Source organism: Pantoea sp. B65 (genome assembly GCF_047308185.1).
Lineage (GTDB): Bacteria > Pseudomonadota > Gammaproteobacteria > Enterobacterales > Enterobacteriaceae > Erwinia.
In genome coordinates this window covers 311,843-334,085 of record NZ_JAHXPU010000036.1, presented here as the reverse complement: position 1 = coordinate 334,085, position 22,243 = coordinate 311,843, and the positions used below count along the sequence as shown (strand labels likewise).

At 54.6% G+C, this 22,243-nt stretch carries 20 protein-coding genes and 1 pseudogene; 11 read left to right on the top strand and 10 right to left on the bottom strand.

The features are described 5' to 3' along the window. Window positions 1-349 precede the first annotated feature (349 nt). The 4 genes from JWF83_RS15740 to JWF83_RS15725 are packed head-to-tail and all read left to right on the top strand — an operon-like array spanning window position 350 to window position 4,949. Entirely contained in the window at window positions 350-2,791 is a 2,442-nt protein-coding gene (locus tag JWF83_RS15740) for a glycogen/starch/alpha-glucan phosphorylase (RefSeq protein WP_413651289.1), read from the top strand. A 46-nt stretch (window positions 2,792-2,837) separates the two neighbouring features. Beyond that, a complete protein-coding gene (locus tag JWF83_RS15735) occupies window positions 2,838-4,145 on the top strand; it encodes a PP2C family protein-serine/threonine phosphatase (RefSeq protein ID WP_413651288.1) in 1,308 nt (435 codons plus the stop codon). Next, the gene (locus tag JWF83_RS15730) at window positions 4,142-4,480 is read left to right on the top strand and encodes an STAS domain-containing protein (RefSeq protein ID WP_413651287.1); all 339 of its coding nucleotides are present in this window, start codon (window positions 4,142-4,144) and stop codon (window positions 4,478-4,480) included. Before JWF83_RS15735 ends, JWF83_RS15730 begins: the two co-directional genes overlap by 4 nt. A gap of 22 nt (window positions 4,481-4,502) precedes the next feature. Further along, entirely contained in the window at window positions 4,503-4,949 is a 447-nt protein-coding gene (locus JWF83_RS15725) for an ATP-binding protein (protein ID WP_413651285.1), read from the top strand. On the opposite strand, the gene JWF83_RS15720 is transcribed toward JWF83_RS15725, so the two are convergent. From JWF83_RS15720 to JWF83_RS15705, 4 genes are all read right to left on the bottom strand, one after another. Next, window positions 4,935-5,918, bottom strand: a complete 984-nt coding sequence (locus tag JWF83_RS15720; protein ID WP_413651283.1) for a diguanylate cyclase — start codon at window positions 5,916-5,918, stop codon at window positions 4,935-4,937. The genes JWF83_RS15725 and JWF83_RS15720 overlap by 15 nt on opposite strands. 93 nt (window positions 5,919-6,011) lie before the next feature. Beyond that, the gene (locus JWF83_RS15715; RefSeq protein ID WP_413651282.1) at window positions 6,012-9,965 is read right to left on the bottom strand and encodes a CHASE domain-containing protein; all 3,954 of its coding nucleotides are present in this window, start codon (window positions 9,963-9,965) and stop codon (window positions 6,012-6,014) included. A 182-nt stretch (window positions 9,966-10,147) separates the two neighbouring features. Further along, complete coding sequence (locus JWF83_RS15710) at window positions 10,148-10,312, bottom strand: FCD domain-containing protein (protein WP_413651280.1); 165 nt, start codon at window positions 10,310-10,312, stop codon at window positions 10,148-10,150. After that, entirely contained in the window at window positions 10,302-10,508 is a 207-nt protein-coding gene (locus JWF83_RS15705) for a hypothetical protein (protein ID WP_413651279.1), read from the bottom strand. The genes JWF83_RS15710 and JWF83_RS15705 overlap by 11 nt, the downstream gene beginning before the upstream one ends. Here JWF83_RS15705 and JWF83_RS15700 point away from each other — a divergent pair. Then, window positions 10,410-10,643 (top strand): annotated as a pseudogene (locus JWF83_RS15700) (glucose/galactose MFS transporter); the annotation flags it as partial. The gene JWF83_RS15705 and the pseudogene JWF83_RS15700 sit on opposite strands and share 99 nt — an antisense overlap. A gap of 73 nt (window positions 10,644-10,716) precedes the next feature. Then, a complete protein-coding gene (gene lldD, locus JWF83_RS15695) occupies window positions 10,717-11,859 on the top strand; it encodes an FMN-dependent L-lactate dehydrogenase LldD (protein ID WP_413651277.1) in 1,143 nt (380 codons plus the stop codon). Window positions 11,860-11,929: 70 nt separating this feature from the next. Here lldD and idnD read toward each other — a convergent pair whose 3' ends face one another. From idnD to JWF83_RS15675, 4 genes are all read right to left on the bottom strand, one after another. Next, window positions 11,930-12,976: an L-idonate 5-dehydrogenase gene (gene idnD, locus JWF83_RS15690; RefSeq protein ID WP_413651276.1), complete on the bottom strand. Its 1,047-nt coding sequence runs from the start codon at window positions 12,974-12,976 to the stop codon at window positions 11,930-11,932. A 9-nt stretch (window positions 12,977-12,985) separates the two neighbouring features. Continuing rightward, the gene (locus tag JWF83_RS15685) at window positions 12,986-14,347 is read right to left on the bottom strand and encodes an MFS transporter (protein WP_413651500.1); all 1,362 of its coding nucleotides are present in this window, start codon (window positions 14,345-14,347) and stop codon (window positions 12,986-12,988) included. A gap of 8 nt (window positions 14,348-14,355) precedes the next feature. Continuing rightward, window positions 14,356-15,654, bottom strand: a complete 1,299-nt coding sequence (locus JWF83_RS15680; RefSeq protein ID WP_413651275.1) for an MFS transporter — start codon at window positions 15,652-15,654, stop codon at window positions 14,356-14,358. A 122-nt stretch (window positions 15,655-15,776) separates the two neighbouring features. Continuing rightward, complete coding sequence (locus JWF83_RS15675) at window positions 15,777-16,544, bottom strand: SDR family oxidoreductase (protein ID WP_413651273.1); 768 nt, start codon at window positions 16,542-16,544, stop codon at window positions 15,777-15,779. Between the two features lie 379 nt (window positions 16,545-16,923). Between JWF83_RS15675 and JWF83_RS15670 the strand changes: the two genes are divergently transcribed. The 5 genes from JWF83_RS15670 to JWF83_RS15650 all read left to right on the top strand — a co-directional run bounded on the left by JWF83_RS15670 (window position 16,924) and on the right by JWF83_RS15650 (window position 21,708). Further along, on the top strand, window positions 16,924-17,631 hold the full coding sequence (locus JWF83_RS15670; protein WP_413651272.1) for a FadR/GntR family transcriptional regulator: 708 nt from the start codon (window positions 16,924-16,926) through the stop codon (window positions 17,629-17,631). Between the two features lie 86 nt (window positions 17,632-17,717). Next, window positions 17,718-18,971, top strand: a complete 1,254-nt coding sequence (locus JWF83_RS15665; protein ID WP_413651270.1) for an enolase C-terminal domain-like protein — start codon at window positions 17,718-17,720, stop codon at window positions 18,969-18,971. Window positions 18,972-19,158: 187 nt separating this feature from the next. Continuing rightward, window positions 19,159-19,467, top strand: coding sequence for a hypothetical protein (locus JWF83_RS15660; RefSeq protein ID WP_413651269.1), 309 nt, complete (start codon window positions 19,159-19,161; stop codon window positions 19,465-19,467). 506 nt (window positions 19,468-19,973) lie between these two features. Next, window positions 19,974-20,990, top strand: a complete 1,017-nt coding sequence (locus JWF83_RS15655; protein ID WP_413651268.1) for a D-cysteine desulfhydrase — start codon at window positions 19,974-19,976, stop codon at window positions 20,988-20,990. Continuing rightward, the gene (locus tag JWF83_RS15650) at window positions 20,983-21,708 is read left to right on the top strand and encodes an aspartate/glutamate racemase family protein (protein WP_413651267.1); all 726 of its coding nucleotides are present in this window, start codon (window positions 20,983-20,985) and stop codon (window positions 21,706-21,708) included. Before JWF83_RS15655 ends, JWF83_RS15650 begins: the two co-directional genes overlap by 8 nt. 55 nt (window positions 21,709-21,763) lie before the next feature. On the opposite strand, the gene JWF83_RS15645 is transcribed toward JWF83_RS15650, so the two are convergent. Both JWF83_RS15645 and JWF83_RS15640 read right to left on the bottom strand, forming a co-directional pair. Beyond that, window positions 21,764-22,009 carry an Ldh family oxidoreductase gene (locus JWF83_RS15645; protein ID WP_413651266.1) on the bottom strand — a complete coding sequence of 82 codons (246 nt, stop codon included), beginning with the start codon at window positions 22,007-22,009 and terminating at the stop codon, window positions 21,764-21,766. Then, the gene (locus JWF83_RS15640; RefSeq protein WP_413651264.1) at window positions 21,993-22,241 is read right to left on the bottom strand and encodes an Ldh family oxidoreductase; all 249 of its coding nucleotides are present in this window, start codon (window positions 22,239-22,241) and stop codon (window positions 21,993-21,995) included. The genes JWF83_RS15645 and JWF83_RS15640 overlap by 17 nt, the downstream gene beginning before the upstream one ends. Window positions 22,242-22,243: the final 2 nt, after the last annotated feature.

Genomic DNA, 22,243 nt, shown 5'->3' with positions numbered 1-22,243 from the left:
TAGCTGATATTAATCGGCTAAGGCGTCTCTCCGGCAGCCGTTAGCGCGGCGGAGGGGCCAGGTTTTATCCGCGCATCTTCTCCCGCCGTCGGTCCCCCCTCAGTACCGCCGTGACCTTGTGTCCGGCGTTGCGTACCCCCCCGCCTGTTGCTGATAAAGGCGCTAATATTGTTTTTGATTTATGGCAAATATTAACAATAAAAATAGTTTTTCACTCCCGGATAATTAAACAGAAATTAATAAAAACCCGTCTACACTTTAAAAAAGTCTGGTACTTAAACTTCATTGCCCACGAAGCATAGGGTCAGCGGGTTGTGCGCTTCCGGGCAACAACATATCGGGAATTGAAATGAAAACAGAGTTTGCCAGTGCAGGGACACCGGATATCGATGAATTAAAAGAGGGAGTGATTAATCAGCTCAGATATAATTTATGTGTTGAATTAGATCAGGCCTCGCGGGGGGATATCTTTAATGCGCTGGCGCTGGCGGTGCGTCACTACCAGCAGGACAGATTTATCCATACGCAGGCTGTACAGCGCAGGAGTAAATCCAAGCGGGTATATTATCTGTCGATGGAGTTTTTGCTCGGCCAGTCTCTTCGTAACAATTTGATGAATATGGGCATGTTGTCGCTGGCCCAGCAAGTGTTGCATCAACTGGGCTTCGACTTAGACCCGATCCTTGACGAGGAACCCGATGCGGCGCTGGGCAATGGCGGTTTAGGACGTCTGGCAGCCTGTTTTATTGATTCCATGGCGACACTTGGCATCGCGGCTTCGGGGCATGGAATTAAGTACGAGTATGGCCTGTTTAAACAGTCCATCCAGCACAGCCAGCAGGTTGAACAACCTGATGACTGGCATGCGATGCATTCGCCATGGCTGACCGAACACCGCTCGCAATTAATGTCGATCCCGCTCGGCGGTCATATAGAAGAGTGCGAAGATAGCGAAGGGAATTACAATCCGATGTGGCTGGACTGGAAAGTCATTGTCGGTGTCCCCCATGATTACCTTGTCACCGGCTATGGCGGTGAAACGGTAAATACGCTGCGCCTGTACAGCGCCAGCGCCTCCGACTCTTTTGATGTGCATATTTTTAATCACGGCGATTATATCCGCGCGGTGAAAGAGAAAATCGCTTCGGAAAATATCTCGAAAATTCTTTATCCGGCAGATGAGATAGCGTCGGGGAAAGAGCTGCGACTGACGCAGGAGTATTTTCTGGTGGCCTGTACCTTGCGCGATATTTTTCGTGATTTCAACGCATTACATCGTGATATTAGCCAGATGCCGCAATATGTCGCGATTCAGCTCAATGATACGCACCCGGCGCTGGCGATTGTCGAGTTGATGCGCATGTTGGTGGATGAACACCGTGTTGAGTGGGATAAAGCCTGGATCATCACCCAGCAGTGCTGTGCCTTTACCAACCACACGCTGATGCCGGAAGCGCTGGAAACCTGGTCGGTAATGCTGTTTAAAAAATTACTGCCGCGTCATTTGCAGATTATCTATGAAATTAATCACCGCTTTCTGTCGCAGGTGGCGAAGACCTGGCCGGGCAAGCCGCATCTGCTCAATTCGCTGTCGATTTTTAGCGAAGGTGAAGAGCGTAAAATACGTATGGCCAATCTGGCGATTATTGGCAGCCATAAAGTTAACGGCGTGGCGAAACTGCATTCGGCATTGATTAAGCAGCAGCTGGTACCTGATTTTTATTTTATCAGCCCGGAAAAATTCACCAATCAGACCAATGGCATCACTCCACGGCGCTGGCTTCACCAGGCCAATCTCGGCTTATCGGCGATGCTGACGCGCCACCTTGGCCGCGGATGGATCACCGATCTCAATCAACTCACTGATTTGCGCGGGCTGGCCAGCGATGCCGGGATAATTGATGAAATCCGCACCATTAAATTCGACAATAAAAAGCGCCTCTGCCAGCTGATTGCGGCACGTCAGGCGATTAAGCTGGATCCACACGCAATGTTTGACAGTCAGGTCAAACGCATTCATGAGTATAAACGCCAGTTGCTGAATATTTTGCATGTGATCCATCTCTATCTCAACCTGGTCGACTCTGGTCAGACGCTGCCGCCACGCGTGCATCTGTTTGCCGGGAAAGCCGCGCCGGGGTATGCAATGGCAAAATTAATTATCCAGCTGATTAATGATGTCGCCGTCACCATTAATCAGGATGCGCGCGTGCAGGGGCAACTGAAAGTCGTATTTCTTGAAGACTATAAAGTCTCGCTGGCGGAGCATATTATTCCGGCCACCGATGTTTCTGAGCAGATCTCGACGGCGGGTACCGAGGCCTCTGGTACCAGTAATATGAAATTTGCCCTGAATGGCGCCTTAACTATTGGCACGCTTGATGGCGCCAATATTGAAATCCTTGAGGCGGTCGGAGAAGACAACTTCTATCTGTTTGGCGCCAGCGCGGCAGAGATTAATGCCAGTCGCCATAGCGGGGCGAATAACGCTATTTATCAGCGTCACCATCACGCCAGCAAACGGGTGCTGGAAAGCCTGGTCTCCGGCCGGTTTAACCGCAACCGGACACTGTATCAGCCGATCTTCTATATGCTGACCGCTGCCGACCACTATTGCCATTTGCTCGATTTTGACAGCTATTGCGCTCAGCAGCAGCGGGTGACGGCAGATTTTAGCCGCCCGGCCGAGTGGCACCGGCGAGCCCTGTTAAATATCTGTAATATGGGAACATTCTCCAGTGACCGTACTATTTCCGGTTACGCCAGGGAAATATGGGGACTGCGGATCTGACCGCGGCTGTGCCGGAAACCGCCTTGTGGATAACCGAGGAACGTCAATGGAATCGTCCGGCGATCGCCAGTCTGATCCCGCAGCGTCAGTGACCGTATTGATTGTCGATGATTCACAGAGTTATCGCTTTCTTATGGCCAGTATGCTGGCAAAAAGTGGATTCGATGTCAGGGAAGCGGAAGATGGTCAGCAGGCGCTGCAGCTGATTCATCAGCATCAGATTCATATTGTGATCAGCGACTGGGAAATGCCGGTGATGGACGGTCTGGCCCTCTGTCAAACCATTCGCAGTACTGATTTTGGCCACTATATTTATCTGATTCTGGTGACGGCGCGCCAGTCGATTGAAGATATGGTGATCGGCATGGAGTCGGGCGCGGATGATTTTCTGTCAAAACCGGTGAATCAGAGCCAGTTGCGTGCCCGTCTGCATGCGGCGGAGCGGGTATTGTCGCTGGAGAGTACCCTTGCCGCGCGTAATGAGAAACTGACCTATGCTTATCAGCAGATTGAGGCCGATATGCAGGCGGCGGCAAAACTGCAGCACAGTGTTTTGCCGCCGCATAATCTCGATCTGGCTGGCTTCCAGGCAGACTGGATGTTTTTACCTTCGGCTTATGTGTCCGGGGATTTACTGAATTACTTTCCGCTTGATGACCGCCATATCGCGTTTTTCAGTCTCGATGTGGCCGGGCACGGCGTCAGCGCCGCCATGCATTCACTGGCGGTGGCGCGGGAGTTTCTTACCGGGCGCATCAGTAGTCACCTGTTGCGGGCTCCTCAGGATGACGGCACGCTGTTTCCGGTGGCGCCCCACCGGGTGGTGAGTGAACTGAATAAGCGCTTTTGTCTGGATAATGACGAGATTTTCAGCTACTTCACGCTGATTTACGGGGTGATAGAGAGTGCGACAGGCAAGGGGGTGCTGTGTCAGGCCGGCCATCCCACACCGTTTATTGTGCGCGCTGATGGTGAACTGACGGTGGTTGGCGATGGCGGAATGCCGGTCGGGTTACTGGTCGATGCGGACTATCAGGATAGCGACTTTATCCTGACCGGCGGCGATCGTCTCTATTTATACAGTGACGGCATCAGCGAATGCGAAAACCATCTGCAGTTACTGTATGGCGAGCAACGATTACAGCGCCTGCTGTGTGAACAGCGACGGTTAACCAAGTCGCAGTTATTTGAGCTGCTGGAGGAGGCGCTGAACCAGTGGCGTTGTCAGGTGCCTGAGACACTCCGTCACGGCGGGGGGCATAAACCGTCACTTTTCGCTGACGATATTTCACTGATGGTAATCGAACATCTCGATTTACCTGCCGGTGCTCATCTGAACAAGGAGCAAATATGAACTTTGAGACAGAATCGCGCGATGGGGTAGTCATTATTGCACCGCTGGCACGTCGTCTGGATGCCGCGGTGGCGATGGTGTTTAAGCAGAAAGTTCTGTCGGCGATTGAGCAGGGGAACAGCCGGGTTCTGCTGGATTTTAGTCATATCGACTTTATCGACAGCAGCTGTCTTGGGGCGCTGGTGTCGATCCTGAAGAACCTGAATGGCCGTGGCGAACTGGCGCTGTGTGGTCTGAACGATAATATCCGCGGTATGTTTAAACTGACGCGCATGGACCGGATTTTTACTATCGACAGCGATCGTCAGGCGGCTCTGCACAGTATGCGTCACTGACCCCGACAGCCGGCGAACCGTTATGGAAAGTGTGACGACCAGCTTATCGTTACCCGCCACGCTGGAAAGTCTGGCGCAACTAAGTACTGCCTTGCATAACTTTGTGGCGCCGTATGCTATTGCCCCGTCGCTGCTGTATCAGGTTGATCTCGCCTCCTGTGAGGCATTAAGCAATATTATCCGCCATGCATTACAGCTTGATCACCAGCGTTACGCAGAGATTACTCTGAGCTATAGCCCTGAATGTCTGACCCTGGCGCTGAGCGATACCGGTACGCCGATCCCCCCCGAGGTATTGACTGCGACCGCAAAAAATTTGACGCTGGTGCCCGATCCGCGGATTAGCGACAGCTGGCCTGAGGGGGGGATGGGGTTACAGCTGATTTATGCCCTGATGGATAATGTGCAGTACCGTTCGGAACATGGGCGTAATACGCTGATCTTAACCAGGCGCTTAGACGCCGCGTGATTTTGGCGGGGTGGCCGCTGGCGTCAGCGGGGTGGCGAAACATTGATTCCGGCCATGCTGCTTAGCCAGATAGAGTTGTTCATCGGCCTGCCGGAACAGTTCGGCACAATTACCCGCGCTGGCGGCCTCTTTACAGCACACGCCGGCGCTAACGGTGACAAACGACGTGACGGGAGAACCATGATGTTCGATCTGTAAGGCCAGGATAGTGTTGCGGATCGACTCCGCGACACTCAGCGCCCCACTCAATACGGTATTGGGTAGCAGACAGACAAACTCTTCGCCGCCGTAGCGTGCCAGCATATCGCCCGGCCTTTTCAGCACCGGGTTAATCGCCGCCGCCACTTTCCGCAGGCACTCATCCCCCTGCTGGTGGCCATAGCGGTCGTTATAGTTTTTAAAGACATCGACATCGAGTATCACCAGGCTGAGCGGGATGTGCTGCTGGCAGGCCTTATGCCACTCAAGCGCCAGATGCTCGTCAAAGTAACGGCGGTTATACGCACCGGTTAAGCCATCCCGCCAGGCCAGTTGCCGCAAAAAATCGGACTGGATCTTTAACGTCAGATGCGTGTTGACGCGGGCTCTGACAATATTAAAGTTAATCGGCCGGGTAATAAAATCCACCGCGCCAGCCTGCAAACCACGGGTTTCCGTTTGTTCATCAATATGTGCGGTAACAAAAATAACCGGAATATTTCGTGTATCGGCATGCGCTTTCAGATGACGGCATACTTCAAAACCATTCATCTCCGGCATTTCAATATCCAGCAGAATCAGATCCGGCGGGTGCGTATGGCAGATATGCAGCGCCTGCTGGCCGCTGGCGGCCATGATCAGGTGATAATCGGCAGAAAAGGCCCGGGACAACAGCTGGATGTTGATCGGTTGATCATCCACAATCAGCAAGGTGCGTTTATCGCTATGTTGCGTCAGGAGTGTTGCTCCTGCGGCAAAATCCTCACGCATCAGCGGGGTCTCCGGTTGCCGGGCGAAATTTATTCCCGCACTGGCGCTGGTGGGGAACGCTGTCAGATCAGAATCAGCCCTCGTTACTCCCGCTTATTTAACCGGCTTGATCAGGGATAAGCGATTACGGTCAGGTGGTTCAGCAGGGGCGGCTGCTATGGGGGTTTCCGCCAGCATCTCCAGCAGTATAACAAACTGAGCATGGACTGTAGCCATCAGCTGACTGATATTAACGGTTAACTGGCGGACCTCCTCTGCGGTGACCGGCGGGGAGGTCAGTAATTGCAGCTCACCGTTGGCGGCGGCAAGCGCGAGTGGATTAGCCCCCAGCTGCGCAGCCATACCTTTAATATTGTGTAATAGCCGCGCCGCCGCCTGCCGGTCGTCATTATCCGTCAGCGTCTGTAGCCGTTGGGGAAAATCGGTCAGATCCTTAAGAAATAATCCGGACATCTGTTGATACAGTGCCCGATCGCCATCCAGCCGCCGTAAGGCGCTGTCGATATCAATACTGGTTTCGGCGGAAAAACGGCTCAGCGGACTGACGGGAAGCGCGGCAATAACCGGTTCCTGGACCGGCTCCGGACGCGATCTGCCGGTATATTTGCACAGGGTTTGGATCAGATGGCGCACATCGAACGGTTTGCCGATATGAGCATTCATTCCGGCAGCCAGACAGGCATCGCGATCCGCCGCCATGGCATTCGCCGTCATGGCGATAATTGGCAATGCCTGGATATTCAGGGTTTCGCGAATGTAACGGGTTGCGCTCAGACCATCCATTACCGGCATTTGCAGATCCATCAGCACCACATCAAAAGCATCTGGCGTTTCTGTCAGCAGATTAATCGCCTGCTGACCATCGCCGGCAATGGTCATTATTGCCCCTTCGCCTTCCAGCAATTCGCAGGCAATCTGCTGGTTGTTGAGATTATCTTCCACCACCAGAATTTTTACGCTCTGCAGCAGTTTAACCCCGGAGGTTGCGATCGCCTGTTTATCGGGCTGCTGGCGCTGGCTATAGGCATCCGAAATCGCGTCAAGCAGCATTGATGCGGTAACCGGTTTTACCAGAAAACCATCCAGCAGCGACGGCAGTTGTGCATCCAGCTCCATCAGCGTCTCCTGATTATGAGCGGCAACCATCACCAGCAACGGAGCGAGTGCGGCGGGTAACCAGTGGCGTATCTGCCTGATGGTCTCCACGCCGGCGAGGGATGGCATCTGCCAGTCAATTAATACCGCCCCGTAATGCCGATCCTGGGTGCTCTGTTGTTGCAGCAGTTGCAGCGCCTGCTGATTGTCCAACGCCACATCGACCGCCCAGCCAAAGGATTCGCCCATTCTCTTAATTAACTTGCCCGCCGTCGGATTATCATCGATCACCAGTAAATGCAGCGAGGCGATAGCGCTGTGCAGGGCCGGTGAGGTGAGCGTCACGCTGCTGCCGACCGGGCGGGGAGCTACCGGGAAAGTGATGGTAAAATGGAACAGACTGCCTTTGCCTGGCCGACTTTCCATCGCCAGCTCGCCGCCCATCAGCGCCACCAGACGCTGGCTAATTACCAGCCCCAGTCCGGTGCCGCCAAAACGTCGGGTAATCGAACCTTCCGCCTGGCCGAACGCTTTAAAGATCCGTCCCTGTTGCTCCGGCAGAATACCAATACCGGTATCCCTGACGCCAATATGTAAGCTGACCTGCTGTTTATCGTAGTGCAGTACCTCGATAAACAGCACGATTTCTCCCTGTTCGGTAAATTTAAGGGCATTGCTGGTCAAATTGGTCAGAATCTGCTGCAGGCACAAACTATCCCCAAGCAGGTATTGCGGCAGGATCGGGTCAATATCAAACAGGATTTCCACCGGTTTCACTTTGACATTACCCGAGAGGATCACCGACAGATCACGCAGCATTTCATTGATATCGAACGGATGCGGGTCCAGTTCCATCTTCCCGGCTTCAATTTTCGAAAAGTCGAGAATATCGTTCAGCAGGTGTAATAACGTGCGGCTGGCGGCCTCGCTTTTTTGCGCGTAGTCAGCCTGGCGGGGGGTGAGATCGGTTTTGCGCAGCAGGGTCAGCATACCAAGAATGGCGTTCATTGGCGTACGCAACTCATGGCTCATATTGGCGAGAAAGGCGGATTTCGCCTGGTTCGCTTCGTCGGCGCTCTGCCTGGCCTGTCTTAAGGTTTCCTCATCTTCACGCTGTTGCGTGATATCACGATTGATGCCGGTCATGATAGTGGCTTCGCCCAGTTCATCATGCTCCACCATACCGGCAGATTCGATAAAATGGATTTTATCGCGGATCACGATGCGGAAAATCTGACGGAACACGCCGCTGCCCTGCACGGCTGCATTGAATTGCTCATGGACACTGGCGATATCTTCCGGATGGATCTTGCTGCGCCAGTAGTCATAGGCGACCGGCGCTGCCCGCAGTTCGGCCGGGATATCATAGATCTCATTCATCCGTTCATCGAAGGTGATACTGTTCTCTTTGATATCCCACAGCCAAATCCCCAGCTCCGCCACATCCGCGGCCCTGATCAGCTGATTGCGGGCGATAGTCAGGCTGGCCTGCAGATTTTTGGCCTGGGTAATATCAGACTCAACCGCCATAAAGCCGACCAGCGTCTGTTGCTGGTCATAGCGCGGCTGAATTTCCATTTCCACCCAGTATTGCTGGCCCGACCGCGTCTGATTGAGGATTTCCCCTTTAAAGGCCTGGCCTTTATCCAGCGCGCGGCGCATCGCCAGCACCTGCTGTTGATCGGTTTGCGCGCATTGCAGCAATTTCCCCGGTGAGACGCCCAGCGCCTGCTCCTCGCTGTAGCCGGTGACCCGTTCGAAGGCTTCATTCACCCAGATAATCCGGCGTCTGACGTCGGTAATAATCACCACATTCGAGGTATTGCGCGCCACCAGCGCCAGACGCTCCAGGTCGGCAGTCATATTTAATGCCAGCAACTCGGCCCGGTAGCGGCCGGTGCCCTGCTGACGGATCAGCAGCGCGAGTGCGGCACTCAGTAACACTCCAAAAGCAAACAGCAGCCACGGCGAGTAATAGTTCAGTAAATTTTCGAACAGCGGGGTACTGCTGACGCGCAGCGTCATCACCCGGCCCGGCACTTCTATCTGCTGATTACTGTGAAATACCCGCGCGGACAGCCTGGTGTCGTCATGCTTTTTCGTCAGATCATCACCGGATAACATGCTGTTATCGGCATCGAAAATCAATGTCTGGAGATTATGTAGCGTTGGACTGTCAAATAATTCGACATCCACCAGTCCGGAGAGAAACTCCGGAATATCTTTCAGCAGATCGGCTATTACTAACGGCGCATACAGCGCCCCGACTAATTTGCTGCGCCTTTCGGCCACGGTTGTCGGGCGCGCGCCGTGATCATAGACCGGCACAAACAGCAGCATTCCCGGGGTTTTTGCCTTGTTCTGCACCAGCTGAATAGTACCGGAGAGGGTGGCTTTACCGCTATCAATGGCGCGTTCGATCCCCTCGCGGCGTACCTTTTCGGAACCAATATCCAGCCCTTCGGCCGTCTGGTTATCGATCACCGGCTGGATATATTTGATCAAATACAGATCATCATGGTCGGTATCCTGCAGCTGACGCAGTTGGTAGGCCGGGGCATTATCGGCGCGGGTTGCCGCCAGAAACGCGGGTAAATCACTGCGTTGAACCCGCTGAATAAAACCAAATCCTCTGACGCCGGGAAACTCAACGGGCAGATTGCGTGAGGCGACATAGGCATTAAACTGGCTGCGGGTCAGATTTTGTTCGGCAGCATAAGTGCCCCGGGCGCCGTTCAGACCATATACCGGCTGGGTAAAGCGGTATTTCACCTCGCCTGCTACCCGTTCAACCGTGCGGTTAAACTCGGTTTCCGCATTAATCTTAATATTATTGTACAGCGTCAGCGCGGCGATCGCTGAGAGCAGGGTTCCTGCCAGCAGTACGGCAAGGGGCAGCAAGACGACAGAAAACAGTCGGAAACGCGAAGCTTCACTATGGGTGGCATGCATACTGTTATTCCCGGCTGGTAGGTTTTTATCGGCAACAGTCTTTTGCTTATCAACTGATTAAGGTTAGCCGAATAAAGTTAAAAAAGGCAGACATCACCGGAGAATGATTACATTTATTGATATTGCGCACGAATGAGTGGCACGGTAAAGCGTGCTCCCTTGTCGTTCAGATCGCTGGCGGTTTACTCACCGCGGGCAAAAATCTCAATTACCGCATCCAGATGATCTTTCATTGCCTTTTTTGCGGCGCGTGGATTGCGCGACTCCAGCGCGTTAAGAATCGCCAGATGCTCAGTTTCCGAACGGTGCGGCATAGCCTGCGGCGTGTAATGCAGATTACTGAACATGCTGCCATAGCAATGACCGGGCAGGTGCGCGATGATAAAGACGGATATCCGCGATCAGGAAGCGCAACAGAGCCGTGGCGATGAAAAAAACCTTTGACAACATGGATATTTCACCGATGGGGTGATCGCGCAATTTTTTTATGTTGCGGCGCAGGTCGGCGTCGGCGTCTTTTTTATCAACTACACTACTGAGCACTGGCAACACCTCTCCAGTCAGAATGCCTCCTACCTGTGGTCGGTCGGGATGTTTTGCTTTATGGTCGGGCGTTTTTTCAGTACCTGGCTAATGGGGCATGTGCGTCCGGCCACGCTGCCGGCGGCCTGTGCTTTACCTTTATGCTGTTTCGCGGTGGTGCTGCTTATGCCCTCCGCCAGCGAGCGCACCCTTAACCGCAGGAGAGTCGATGATCATATCTGCATCAACAGATTACCGGGCGGCAGCGCAGCGCAGGCTGCCGCCTTTTTTGTTTCATTATATTGACGGCGGCGCCTACAGCGAACATACCCTCAGACGTAATACCGCCGATTTAGCCGATATCGCCCTACGCCAGCGCGTACTGAAAAATATGGCGGATCTCAGCCTCGAAACCACGCTATTTGGCGAGCTGCTGGCGATGCCGGTAGTGCTGGGGCCGGTCGGACTGACCGGCATGTATGCACGACGCGGGGAGGTGCAGGCTGCCCGTGCCGCGGCGACAAAAGGCATCCCCTTTACCCTGTCAACGGTATCCGTCTGTCCGATTGAGGAAGTGGCCCCGGCTATCAGTCGTCCGATGTGGTTCCAGCTGTATGTGCTGAAGGATCGCGGTTTTATGCGCCATGCGCTGGAGCGCGCCCAGGCCGCCGGGGTTACCACGCTGGTCTTTACCGTCGATATGCCGGTGCCGGGCGCGCGCTATCGTGATGCGCACTCCGGTATGAGCGGGCCGGGTGCCGCTACGCGGCGGATGTTGCAGGCGCTGATGCACCCGCAATGGGCATGGGATGTTGGGCTGCATGGCAAACCACACGATCTGGGCAATGTCTCGGCCTGGCACGGTAAACCGACCACCCTGGAAGATTATATTGGCTGGCTGGGCGCTAACTTTGATCCGTCAATATCCTGGCAGGATCTGGAGTGGATCCGCGAGTTCTGGAAAGGACCGATGATTATCAAAGGGATTCTGGATGCAGAAGATGCGAAAGATGCGGTGAAATTCGGCGCCGACGGCATTGTGGTCTCTAACCATGGCGGCCGTCAGCTGGATGGCGTGCTGTCGACTGCGCGCGCTTTGCCGGCTATTGCCGATGCGGTAAAAGGTGATATCACCATTCTGGCTGATTCCGGTATTCGTAGCGGGCTGGATGTGGTCCGGATGATCGCCCTCGGCGCCGATAGCGTGCTGCTGGGGCGGGCATTTGTCTATGCGCTGGCCACCGCCGGTGAGGCCGGGGTGATTAATCTGCTGGAGCTGTTTGAAAAAGAGATGCGCGTGGCAATGACGCTGACCGGCGCCAAATCAATTAGCGAGATTGGCCGGCAGTCATTAGTGGCGTTGCCGCAGTAACGGCCGCTATCGGCAGGGGAGTCATGATATTCCCCTGCCGCAGCGCGCACTGCGTTCGCCGGATTTCCTGTTATGCAAATACCAGCTGCACTTTCGCCGCCAGATTTTTATCGCTGGCGGTCTCCAGCGCTTCTACCAACTGTTGCTGAGGAAACTCGGCAGACAGCAGCGGCAGTGGATTAATACGTCCGCTTTCCAGCCAGCGTACAGCGGTTTCAAACTCGTGGATAAAGCGGAATGAACCGGCCAGTTCGATCTCCTTCACCAGCAGCGGGCCCAGCGGAAACTCGGTGGAGGCGGCGCCCATGCCGAGTTGTACAATCCGTCCTTTTGGCCGGGTAAAACCAACGGTTGAGGCGATCGCCGCCGCCGCGCCGGAAGCTTCAAAGCAGATATCAAAATAACCGCCGTTTTCCTGCCATTTTGCCGTGATCTGCTGGTCAGTGGGATCGACCGCCGCAGTGGCGCCCATTTGCTGTGCCAGTTTACGACAACGCTCACTCATATCGGTGGCCACGATTTCCGCCGCACCGGCCGCCAGGGCGGCAGCAATCACCAGGCAACCAATCGGTCCGGAGCCGGTGACCAGCACCTTTTTCCCGACCAGATCGCCCGCCTGCCGAATAGCATGAATCGCTACCGCCAGCGGTTCGGCAAAGGCGATAACCCTGGCGTCCGCATCGTCGGCGTAGGGCACGCACTGAAAGGCATTGACCGCGACATAGTTAGCAAACCCGCCATTGACATGTGGGAAAAATTGCGCGCTGCCCATAAAGCGCATTTCACGACACAGGTTCTGTTTCCCTTCGAGGCAGAGCTGACAGTGGTTACAGGGTTGCGAAGGATTGACGGCGACCGCCTGGCCCACCCGCAGCCCACTGCCGGCTGGCGCCCCGGCAATGCGCCCGACAAATTCATGGCCGATAATCATTGGCTGCTTTAGTACCGACATCCCGGCGCGACCGTGCTGAAAATAATGGATATCGGAACCACAGATACCACCGCGTTCAACTTTAACCAGCACCTGTTGATCGCTGTACTCCAGCGTCCGCTGTTCATTGCGCACCTCATGGGCGGCGCTGACGACACTGGCGATAATTTCTTTACTCTGATTCATGGAAAATCCTTATGCTTTCGACGGTGTTTTAAACTGTTCCTGCGGGTTCTTTTCCGCGCTGTTGCTATGCGGCAGGGCAATTACTTCAATCTTGCCAACGAGGAACAGATAGGCGAGGAAACCGATTAACGCGACGGCGGCGATATACCACATCGCGTACTGGAAGTTGTTGGTATGCTGGAGGATCACGCCGATAACAATCGGACTGATAATGCCCGACAGGTTACCGAAAATATTCAGGAAGCCGCCGAGGGTGCCAATCATATGACGTGGGATAACATCACTGCACACCACCCAGCCGAGGTTGGAGAAGGCATTGGCAAAGAAGGCGACAGAAAGGATCGCAATCGCGATGGTTGGGCTCTGCTGGAAAAAGTTCACCAGCGCAATAGAGGTGGTGACCAGCAGACCCGACATTACCGGCAGTTTGCGTGCAAAGGTACGCGAGCGGCCTTTTTTCAGCAGCATATCGCTTAGCGTGCCGCCACACAGCACCCCGGCCATCGCCATCAGGTATGGGAACATGGCGCCGATACCGGCTTTGGCGATCGACAGGCCAAGTCCTTTTTCCAGATAGACAATAAACCAGGTCAGGAAGAAGTAGAGGGTAGAAGAGGCGGCGAACTGCGCGATAAACAGCCCCCAGATGGTGCGCTGACGCAGCACGTGTTTCACATCGATCCAGTTGACTCGGCTGCTGAAACCTTGCTGGTTGGCTGAGCCGTAACCACCGCCTTCGCGGATATATGTCAGTTCGGCTTCATTGGCGGTTTTACTGTGTTGCGGATCCCGATAGGCAATCAGCCAGTAGATGCCAAACACAATGCCCACGCCGCCGGAGAGATAAAACGACATCTCCCAGCCATATTCCGCCACGATAAATGACAGGAGCGGCGTCAGTAACGCCAGACCAATATACTGCGCACTGGAGTAAAATGCCGTGGCGCGTGCGCGCTCGTGGTCCGGGAACCAGTTCGCAATAATTTTGGTGTTAGAAGGAAAAGAGGGGGCTTCCGCCACACCAATCAGCGCCCGACAGACCAGCAGCATAATAAAGGAGGAGGTCGCGGTCGCGAACAGATGATGGGAGGAAAACCCCATCGCAAAGGTGAAGATGCTCCAGAGAACAATGGCGCTACCGTACAGAATGCGCGAGCCGACCCGGTCGAGAATATAACCGACCGGGATCTGGCTCATGGCGTAGAACCAGGTAAACATCGAAAACAGCAGACCCAGTTGCGTAGGCGACAGTTCAAACTGTCCCTGAATATGTGAGCCCGCCACGGCCAGATTGGCGCGGTCCATATAATTGATTGCCGTCACCACAAACAGCATCAACAGGATGGTCAGGCGGGAACGCGTAGGTTTTATCGTCATGATCATTTCCAGGCTGTAATGGTGTCAGGTGTACGGGCCGCCGACTGCGGGCTGGTAAAAGCGGTCAGTGCCGTCAGTAGCACCGCCAACACCAGAGAGCCGCCCATAAAGATATACGACGCTGCCGGACTGCCGGTCAGTCCGTTAAGGTAACCAACAATCCAGGCGCCGACGAATGATCCCAATGCGCCGAAGCAGACAACAAACGACATGGCGCCGGCGACTACGTTACGGGGGATCATTTCAGGAATGGCCGCAAAGAACGGGCCGTATGGGGTGTACATCGCGCCGCCGGCAATCACCAGCAGCCCCCAGGAGAGCCAGAAGTGGGTTGCGCCGAGGCTAAATGAGGCAATAAAGCACACCGCGCCAAGGCCGAGGAACAACAGCACAATCAGCTTCCTTTGCTGATACTTATCGGAAAACCATGAGGCAGCCAGCATCAGAGGAACCGCCAGCAAATAGGGCGCGGCGGAGAGCCAGCCGGTGGCGACAATGCCGAGACCTGACGCGGTCTTCAGCATCGAGGGCAGCCACATAATGAAACCGTACATGCCGATATTCCAGAAGAAGTGGATAAAGGCCAGCGCCAGCACTTTGGCGGATCGAAAGGCTTCGCGGTAGTTTTTGACCGGTTTAATACTCTGCTGCTCGGCGGCCAGCGCCGTTTCGATCTGATCCTTTTCAGCCGCTGTCAGCCAGTTTGCATCGCGGGGACGATCGGCATACACCAGCCACCAAATCACTGCCCAGAGAATGGCTGGCGCACCTTCAACAATAAACATGCCGCGCCAGCCAAGCGCCTGTACCAGATAGCCGGAGAGAATCGACATCCACAATACGGTGATCGGATTACCGAGAAACAGAAAGGTGTTGGCTTTGGAGCGCTCCTCACGGGTAAACCAGTGGCTGAGAAAGATCAGCATCGCGGGCATGACGACGCTTTCGGCCACGCCGAGCAGGAAGCGAATCAGCGCCAGCAATGCAATGTTATGCACCATGCCGGTCGCGGCCGCCAGTAATCCCCAGAGGATCAGACTGTAGAAAATCAGTTTCCTGGCCGAATGTTTTTCCGCGTAAATGCCGCCAGGGACCTGGAAAAAGAAGTAGCCGAGAAAAAATAGCGCGCCTAACAGCGAGGAGATCGCCGGGGTGATATTCAGATCTTCGGCCAGCCCGGCCGCCGCGCCAAAACCGTAGTTGGCGCGATCGAGATAGGCAAGACTGTAAGTAATAAAGGCGATGGGAATCAGTTTCCCCCAGCGGATAGCCGGTAATTTGCCTGCAATGGTGTGGTTCATTGGGCTTACCTCTGATTTCTCAGTATGTAGGGTACGAAGCCGAGTCTTAGCGCTCAGCTGCGGGTAAGGGTCGGCGTTTCAGGCGGCATTAGTGCTTTGTGGTTATCAGCCGCCGAAACCGGTTACAGCGTGGCCAGCCAGCCGCCATCGACGTAAATAATCTGGCCGTTCACATAATTTGACGCTTCTGATGCCAGGTAGATGGCGGTGCCGATTAGCTCTTCGGGTTTACCCCAGCGACCTGATGGATTGCTGTTGCGGACCCACTGATCAAACTCGCGGTTATCCACCAGCGCCTGATTCATATCGGTCAGGATATAGCCCGGACCGATGGCGTTAGACTGAATATTGTATTGCGCCCACTCTGCCGCCATGGATTTGGTCAGCAGCTTAATTCCCCCTTTCGCGGCGGTGTACGGCGCCACCGTGGCCCGGGCGGCCTCGCTGGTCAGAGAACCAATATTAATGATTTTGCCGCCACGCTGCCGCGCCACCATGCGTCGCGCCGCGGTGCGGGCAATCAGAAAAGCGCTGGTCAGGTTAACGTCCAGTACCCGTTGCCAGTCGCTGAGCGCCAGTTCCAGCATCGGTTTGCGGAACTGGATCCCGGCATTATTAATCACAATGTCCACGTGCACATTTTCTTCATCAAGTTGCTTAAACACGGCTTCGACCGCCGCTTCATCGGCAACGTTAAACAGAAAGCCGCGTGCGCTGGCTCCCTGGGTTTCCAGTGCGGCCAGCGCGCTTTGCATATGTTCCGCCTGAGTGCCGTTAATAATGACCGCAGCACCGGCCTGCGCCAGGCCCCGGGCGTAGGCGAATCCAAGGCCGCGTGTTGAACCGGTAATCAGCGCGGTTTTACCGGCAAGAGAGAAGAGGGAAGGCATAATGGCTCCAGATAGTAATCATGTAACATGACTAACAAGTTGTGGTATTTAGATTTACGTGATGAAAGGATAATGAGCAATATGAAGATAAAAAAAATGTCGCACAGGTCACAAATATCCACTGTATGTTATGCGGGTAACTTAAATTAATTCCTTTAAAACATTAACTTAACTGTTAAGTGTGACGTTCTTCACAAAATAAAAATGGCTGTAATAAAGCCTTGCCAACGGGTAAATGACAATGCTAAAAATAGCGCTTACTTGTAGGACAGGGTCTGAATAGTCTACTTACTCCCGCTGCCATTTATGCTTTACAGTAAGCAAAACACGGGCAAAGCGGTAAGATAACAGCCAGCCTGACCGCAGATTAAGGAATAACGTGACTCTGGAAAGCGTGCAAAAGCATAACGTCGTAGACGTTATCTATGAACAAATGAAGCAAAATATCCAGAATAGTGTCTGGGATCCGGGCTGTAAGTTGCCGTCCGAGGCAGAGCTGGCAGCCACGTTTAATGTCAGTCGGGTGAGTGTGCGCAGCGCGGTTCAGAAACTGCGTGACCTTGGGGTGGTGATCACCCATCAGGGGAAGGGCACCTGGGTGACGCGCGATATTGCCCGTTATGACGCCTTTAACGATAACCAGCCGATTTTGCATCTGTCACAGGAAGAGTTTGAAGATATGCGGGTGTTTCGCCAGACGGTGGAGTTCCGCTGTATGGAGCTGGCGGTAAATAACGCGACCGATGCTGATATCAGGCAGCTGGAGCAGGCGCTGAATCGTATGCTGGTGAGTAAAGATGACTATAAAAAATACTCGCAGGCTGACTACGATTTTCACCTGGCGATTGTTAAAGCCTCCCATAACAAAGTGTTTATCCATGTGATGGAGTCGCTAAAAAATATTTATATTCACTACCTTGAAGAGCTCAACCGGGTGCTGGGGATCACGCTGGAGAGCGTGGAAGCGCATATTAAAGTGTTTATGTCGTTGAAAAACCGTGATGCAAGCACCGCCCGTGAAACCCTGAATCGCGCGATGGCACATAATCTGGATGCTATCGGAGAAGCGAAACGGATTGATAAATAATTCCTCGTAAAAGCCTTGTAAAAAGGCTTTTATTTGCTCTGAACTTGTAGGACATCATACATGATTCTGTTTATCCGGAGATCGCTATGGAAACGTTGAAAATCACCAATGTAAAAGCGCTGCTTACTGCGCCAGGCGGCATCGACCTGGTGGTGGTAAAAGTGGAAACTAATCAGCCCGGGCTGTATGGGCTGGGATGCGCAACTTTTACCCAGCGTATCTTCGCGGTAGAAGCGGCGATTGAAAACTATATGAAACCGTTTCTGCTGGGGAAAGATCCCTTACGCAATGAAGATATCTGGCAGTCGGCGGCGGTCAGCGGTTACTGGCGTAGCGGACCGGTGATGAACAACGCCTTGTCAGGCATTGATATGGCGTTGTGGGATATTAAAGGCAAAGTCGCTGGCCTGCCGGTGTATCAGCTGCTGGGCGGTAAGTGCCGTGACGGTATTGCCCTCTATCGTCATTGCGACGGCGCCGATGAAGTGGAAGTGGAAGATAATATTCGCGCGCGCATGGAAGAGGGCTACCAGTATGTACGTTGTCAGATGGGAATGTATGGCGGTGCCGGCACCGAGGATCTGAAACTGATTGCCGGTAAACTGGCGCGGGCGCGCAATATTCAGCCAAAGGTGTCGCCGCGCCACCAGACCCCGGGTATCTATTTTGACCCTGACGCCTATGCGCGTGCGGTGCCACGGCTGTTTGATCACTTACGTAATAAGCTCGGCTTTGGCGTGGAGTTTATTCACGATGTACATGAACGTATTACCCCGGTGGCATCGGTACAGCTGGCGAAAAGTCTGGAAGCCTATCAGCTATTTTTCCTTGAGGATCCGGTGGCGCCGGAAAATCTCGACTGGTTAAAAATGATCCGGGCGCAAAGCAGCACGCCGATTTCAATGGGTGAGCTGTTTACCCACGTTAACGAATGGAAACCGCTGATTCAGCAGCAACTGATCGATTATATTCGTTGCCATGTCAGTACTATCGGCGGCATCACGCCGGCGAAGAAACTGGCGACCTATGCCGAAATCCACGGCGTGCGCACCGCATGGCATGGCCCGGGGGATATCTCACCGGTAGGGGTGGCGGCAAATATGCATCTGGATATGAGTGTGACTAACTTTGGTATTCAGGAATACACGCCGGTTAATGATGCGCTAATGGAAGTGTTCCCGGGTTGTCCTGAAATCGATCGTGGTTACGCTTATCTCAGCGACCGCCCGGGGCTGGGCGTGGATATTGATGAAGAAAAAGCGCGGCGCTATCCGGTTATCGGTGGTCTGCCGGACTGGACCAATGCACGTCTGCCGGATGGTTCAGCGGCACGACCTTAATTGTCTGCATTAACTCATCCGCGCCGCGGCGCGGATTATCTGCCAGCCGACCCAGAGTTAACCTCACGATTTATTCTTTCGATGCTATTACCCGCCTGTTATTTATCGAACGGCCTAACCGATTGTATTTGATCGCCAGGACTCATGGCGACGGTTTTATCCGCCAATAAAAACCGCTCAAATCGCTTTGTTTATTGAACGCGCGGCGAAACAGCTGATCACCGGCCAGCATGCCGGGAAGAGCAATGTCATTCAGCCCAGCTGGCTGAATCTGCAGATCTCCGCTGCCGCACCAGCGCTGGAGGGGTCGCCGCAATGGATGCTGGCAGATGCCATTAGCGGTCACTATTTTAAACTCAATAGCAGCGCGATCCGCCTGCTATGCCACTGGTCATTAGGTGATGGGGCACAAGTGCTGCAGGCGGCCAATCAGCAGCCAGGCATTCCTCCCGGCGCTGAGGCGTTGGAAACCTGCTGCGTTATCTGTTGCCGCTGATATTGCTGGCCGGGGTGTTTTTGGTTAGCCGGAACTGGCCGCGCGCTCACCGTTCATTTCCCTATTTGTTCAGTATCGAGGGCATGATCGCCTTCGCCTGTATACTGGTGGTGGCAAACATTTGCCCATCACTTTATACCCCAGCGCATCCGGGCTGAAGGGCGGCGAGGCTTCCGCTGCTGTTTGCCTGGACAGAAATAGCGCCACATCCTCGTTGCGCCTATTGCCAGCGGAATTCATCATCATCGGTCACCCGTGCCGACGCAGAAATAACGCCATAAAAAGCATAAGCGGAAATGGGTATCATTGATCGAAAATAAGGAATTATTACGCCGATTACTGACGTAAATAACTTATGTTATTTATGGCAATGCTATTTCGTTTTTTGTGGTTAGCAATTTTTGTCGCAGCGTTATAGTGGGCGAAATCGGTTTTTAATTAATAGCACGACTGGGGGACTATCACCTTATTTCCGTGGTCGATATTATTTATATTAAGGAGTCATTATGCATCTTGCCCGTTTTCCCCGCGTTCATCTTGGCCATTTCCCCACCCCGATTGAACCGCTGGAAAATCTTTCGCGTTTATTAGGCGGCCCTCACATCTGGATTAAACGTGATGATGCCACCGGGTTGGCCACCGGCGGAAATAAAACCCGCAAACTGGAGTTTTTACTGGCGGATGCGCTGGAAAAAAAAGCCGACGTGATTATTACCCAGGGCGCGACCCAGTCGAACCATGTGCGCCAGACCATTGCTGGCGCCGCCAGGCTGGGTCTGGCCAGTAAAGTGTTACTGGAACAGCGCGTGACGGATTTTGGCGAAGACTATCAGCGCTCCGGCAACGTGTTATTGGATCAATTACTCGGCGGCGAGATTGTCGCGCATTTGCCGGCCGGCAGTGATATGCAGCAGGCGATGGAACAGTATGCCAGCGGGTTGCGTGAACAGGGGTTGCGCCCTTATATCATTCCCGGCGGCGGGTCGAACCCGATCGGTGCGCTGGGCTACGTTGCCTGCGCGCAAGAGCTGCTGTGGCAGTCGGCGCAGCGGCGTTTACGGCTCGATCATGTGGTGCATGCCACCGGCAGCACCGGTACTCAGGCCGGGCTGGTTGCCGGTTTCACTGCCGCCAATAGCCAGGTTCCGGTGCTCGGCATCAGCGTGCGCGCGCCAAAAGCGCAGCAGGAGGAAAATGTCTGGAATCTGGCGTCGCGCACCCGTGAATTACTCGGCGTGGCGGGTGAGTTGCCGCGGGAAGCGGTGGTGGCGAACAGTGACTATGTCGGCGACGGCTATGGTTTGCCGACGGAAACCATGCTGGAAGCATTAACGCTGCTGGCCCGGCATGAGGGGATTTTGCTGGACCCGGTCTATTCCGGCAAAGGGATGGCCGGGCTGATCGATCTGATCCGCAGAGGCCACTTCCGTCCGGATGAAAATGTGGTGTTTATTCATACCGGCGGGGCGGCGGGGCTGTTTGGCTACCGCCAGCTACTGGCGTCGGCCCTCAGCCATGAGTAAGCGGTTCCTGCTGGGGATCCTCGGCGGGATGGGGCCGCTGGCGACGGTCGATCTGATGTATAAACTGCTGGCGGCTACGCCGGCGGACAGTGACCAGCAGCAGATGCCGATGGTGGTCTGGAACGTGCCGCAGGTGGCCGATCGCCAGCAAGCGCTGGCAGGGGGTGGGCGCTCGCCGTTACCGCAGTTGCTGCAGGGAATTGCACGGCTGAATCAGGCGGGGGCGTCACATATTGTGATCGCCTGCAATACCGCGCATCACTGGTTTGCGGCGCTGTCCGCTGCCAGCGCCGCGCCGATCCTGCATATTGCTGATGCCAGCTTAGCGGCGCTGCTGCAGCGCGACGTGCCGCCACGACGGGCCGGCGTTATCGCCACTCAGGGCACGCTGGACGGAGGATGGTTCCAGCAGCGGTTGCAGCAGCGCAATATTGCGGCGGTATTGCCGACGCCGCAGGAACTACAGCAGCTGTTTGTCCCCGGATGCTATGCGGTGAAACGCGGTGAAATGGCGTTAGCCGCGCAATTGCTAACCGAAGCTGGCCTGGCGCTGAAAGCCCGAGGAGCAGAACTGCTGATTCTGGCCTGTACTGAAGTACCGGTTGCGCTGCAGTCCATCCGCTCACCGTTACTGCAGGATGCTATCGATCCGACCGACGCCCTCGCGCGCCAGTGCGCGGCCATCTGGCAACAACAGCGTCATGCTGAAGCGGGCTAAATGCCGGGACGGTTTTTTTCCAGCTCGCGGAACTGCTGCCAGCTGTTATCGTCAATCATAATGCCAGCGGCGCGGCGCAGACGTTAGCAAAGTGGAGGGAGACCAGTCCCGCCGCCGCGACCTGTTCCGCCCTGGCGCCAATACGTCCCGGATGGTGTGATTCGGCAACACCGACAATCGCTACGCCATACTGCTGCGCGCGGGCGATCCCGGCGACCATCGCCTGATAACCGATATGCTGGCCAAAGCCATGCTCACCGTGAAAGGAGAGTAACGGCCCTTCATCACGCAGGATCCGCAACTCTCCGTGTGGATTCAGTTCGCCAGCCTGGATGGCCTTTCTGGATGGCCTTTAAGTAGCGCGGCAACAGGGTTACGCCATGAGAATCATGACCTTTAAGCGACGCTTCCACCACATTATCCGCCACCTGTCGGGTTATCTCCGGCGCGGTATTGGCATCGATCAGGTGGGTTGGTAGCAGATTGCGTATAGTTTGATGGCTGACCAGCGGCATAAGGATCCTTAGCGTCACTA

Coding starts and splice junctions, on each gene's coding strand:
- JWF83_RS15650 (WP_413651267.1), top strand. CDS start 20,983: ATGAGTAAGCGGTTCCTGCTGGGGATCCTCGGCGGGATGGGGCCGCTG.
- JWF83_RS15655 (WP_413651268.1), top strand. CDS start 19,974: ATGCATCTTGCCCGTTTTCCCCGCGTTCATCTTGGCCATTTCCCCACC.
- JWF83_RS15720 (WP_413651283.1), bottom strand. CDS start 5,918: ATGCGTGAGGATTTTGCCGCAGGAGCAACACTCCTGACGCAACATAGC.
- JWF83_RS15675 (WP_413651273.1), bottom strand. CDS start 16,544: ATGCCTTCCCTCTTCTCTCTTGCCGGTAAAACCGCGCTGATTACCGGT.
- JWF83_RS15725 (WP_413651285.1), top strand. CDS start 4,503: ATGGAAAGTGTGACGACCAGCTTATCGTTACCCGCCACGCTGGAAAGT.
- JWF83_RS15715 (WP_413651282.1), bottom strand. CDS start 9,965: ATGCATGCCACCCATAGTGAAGCTTCGCGTTTCCGACTGTTTTCTGTC.
- JWF83_RS15735 (WP_413651288.1), top strand. CDS start 2,838: ATGGAATCGTCCGGCGATCGCCAGTCTGATCCCGCAGCGTCAGTGACC.
- lldD (WP_413651277.1), top strand. CDS start 10,717: ATGATCATATCTGCATCAACAGATTACCGGGCGGCAGCGCAGCGCAGG.
- JWF83_RS15665 (WP_413651270.1), top strand. CDS start 17,718: ATGGAAACGTTGAAAATCACCAATGTAAAAGCGCTGCTTACTGCGCCA.
- JWF83_RS15710 (WP_413651280.1), bottom strand. CDS start 10,312: ATGTTCAGTAATCTGCATTACACGCCGCAGGCTATGCCGCACCGTTCG.
- JWF83_RS15680 (WP_413651275.1), bottom strand. CDS start 15,654: ATGAACCACACCATTGCAGGCAAATTACCGGCTATCCGCTGGGGGAAA.
- JWF83_RS15740 (WP_413651289.1), top strand. CDS start 350: ATGAAAACAGAGTTTGCCAGTGCAGGGACACCGGATATCGATGAATTA.
- idnD (WP_413651276.1), bottom strand. CDS start 12,976: ATGAATCAGAGTAAAGAAATTATCGCCAGTGTCGTCAGCGCCGCCCAT.
- JWF83_RS15730 (WP_413651287.1), top strand. CDS start 4,142: ATGAACTTTGAGACAGAATCGCGCGATGGGGTAGTCATTATTGCACCG.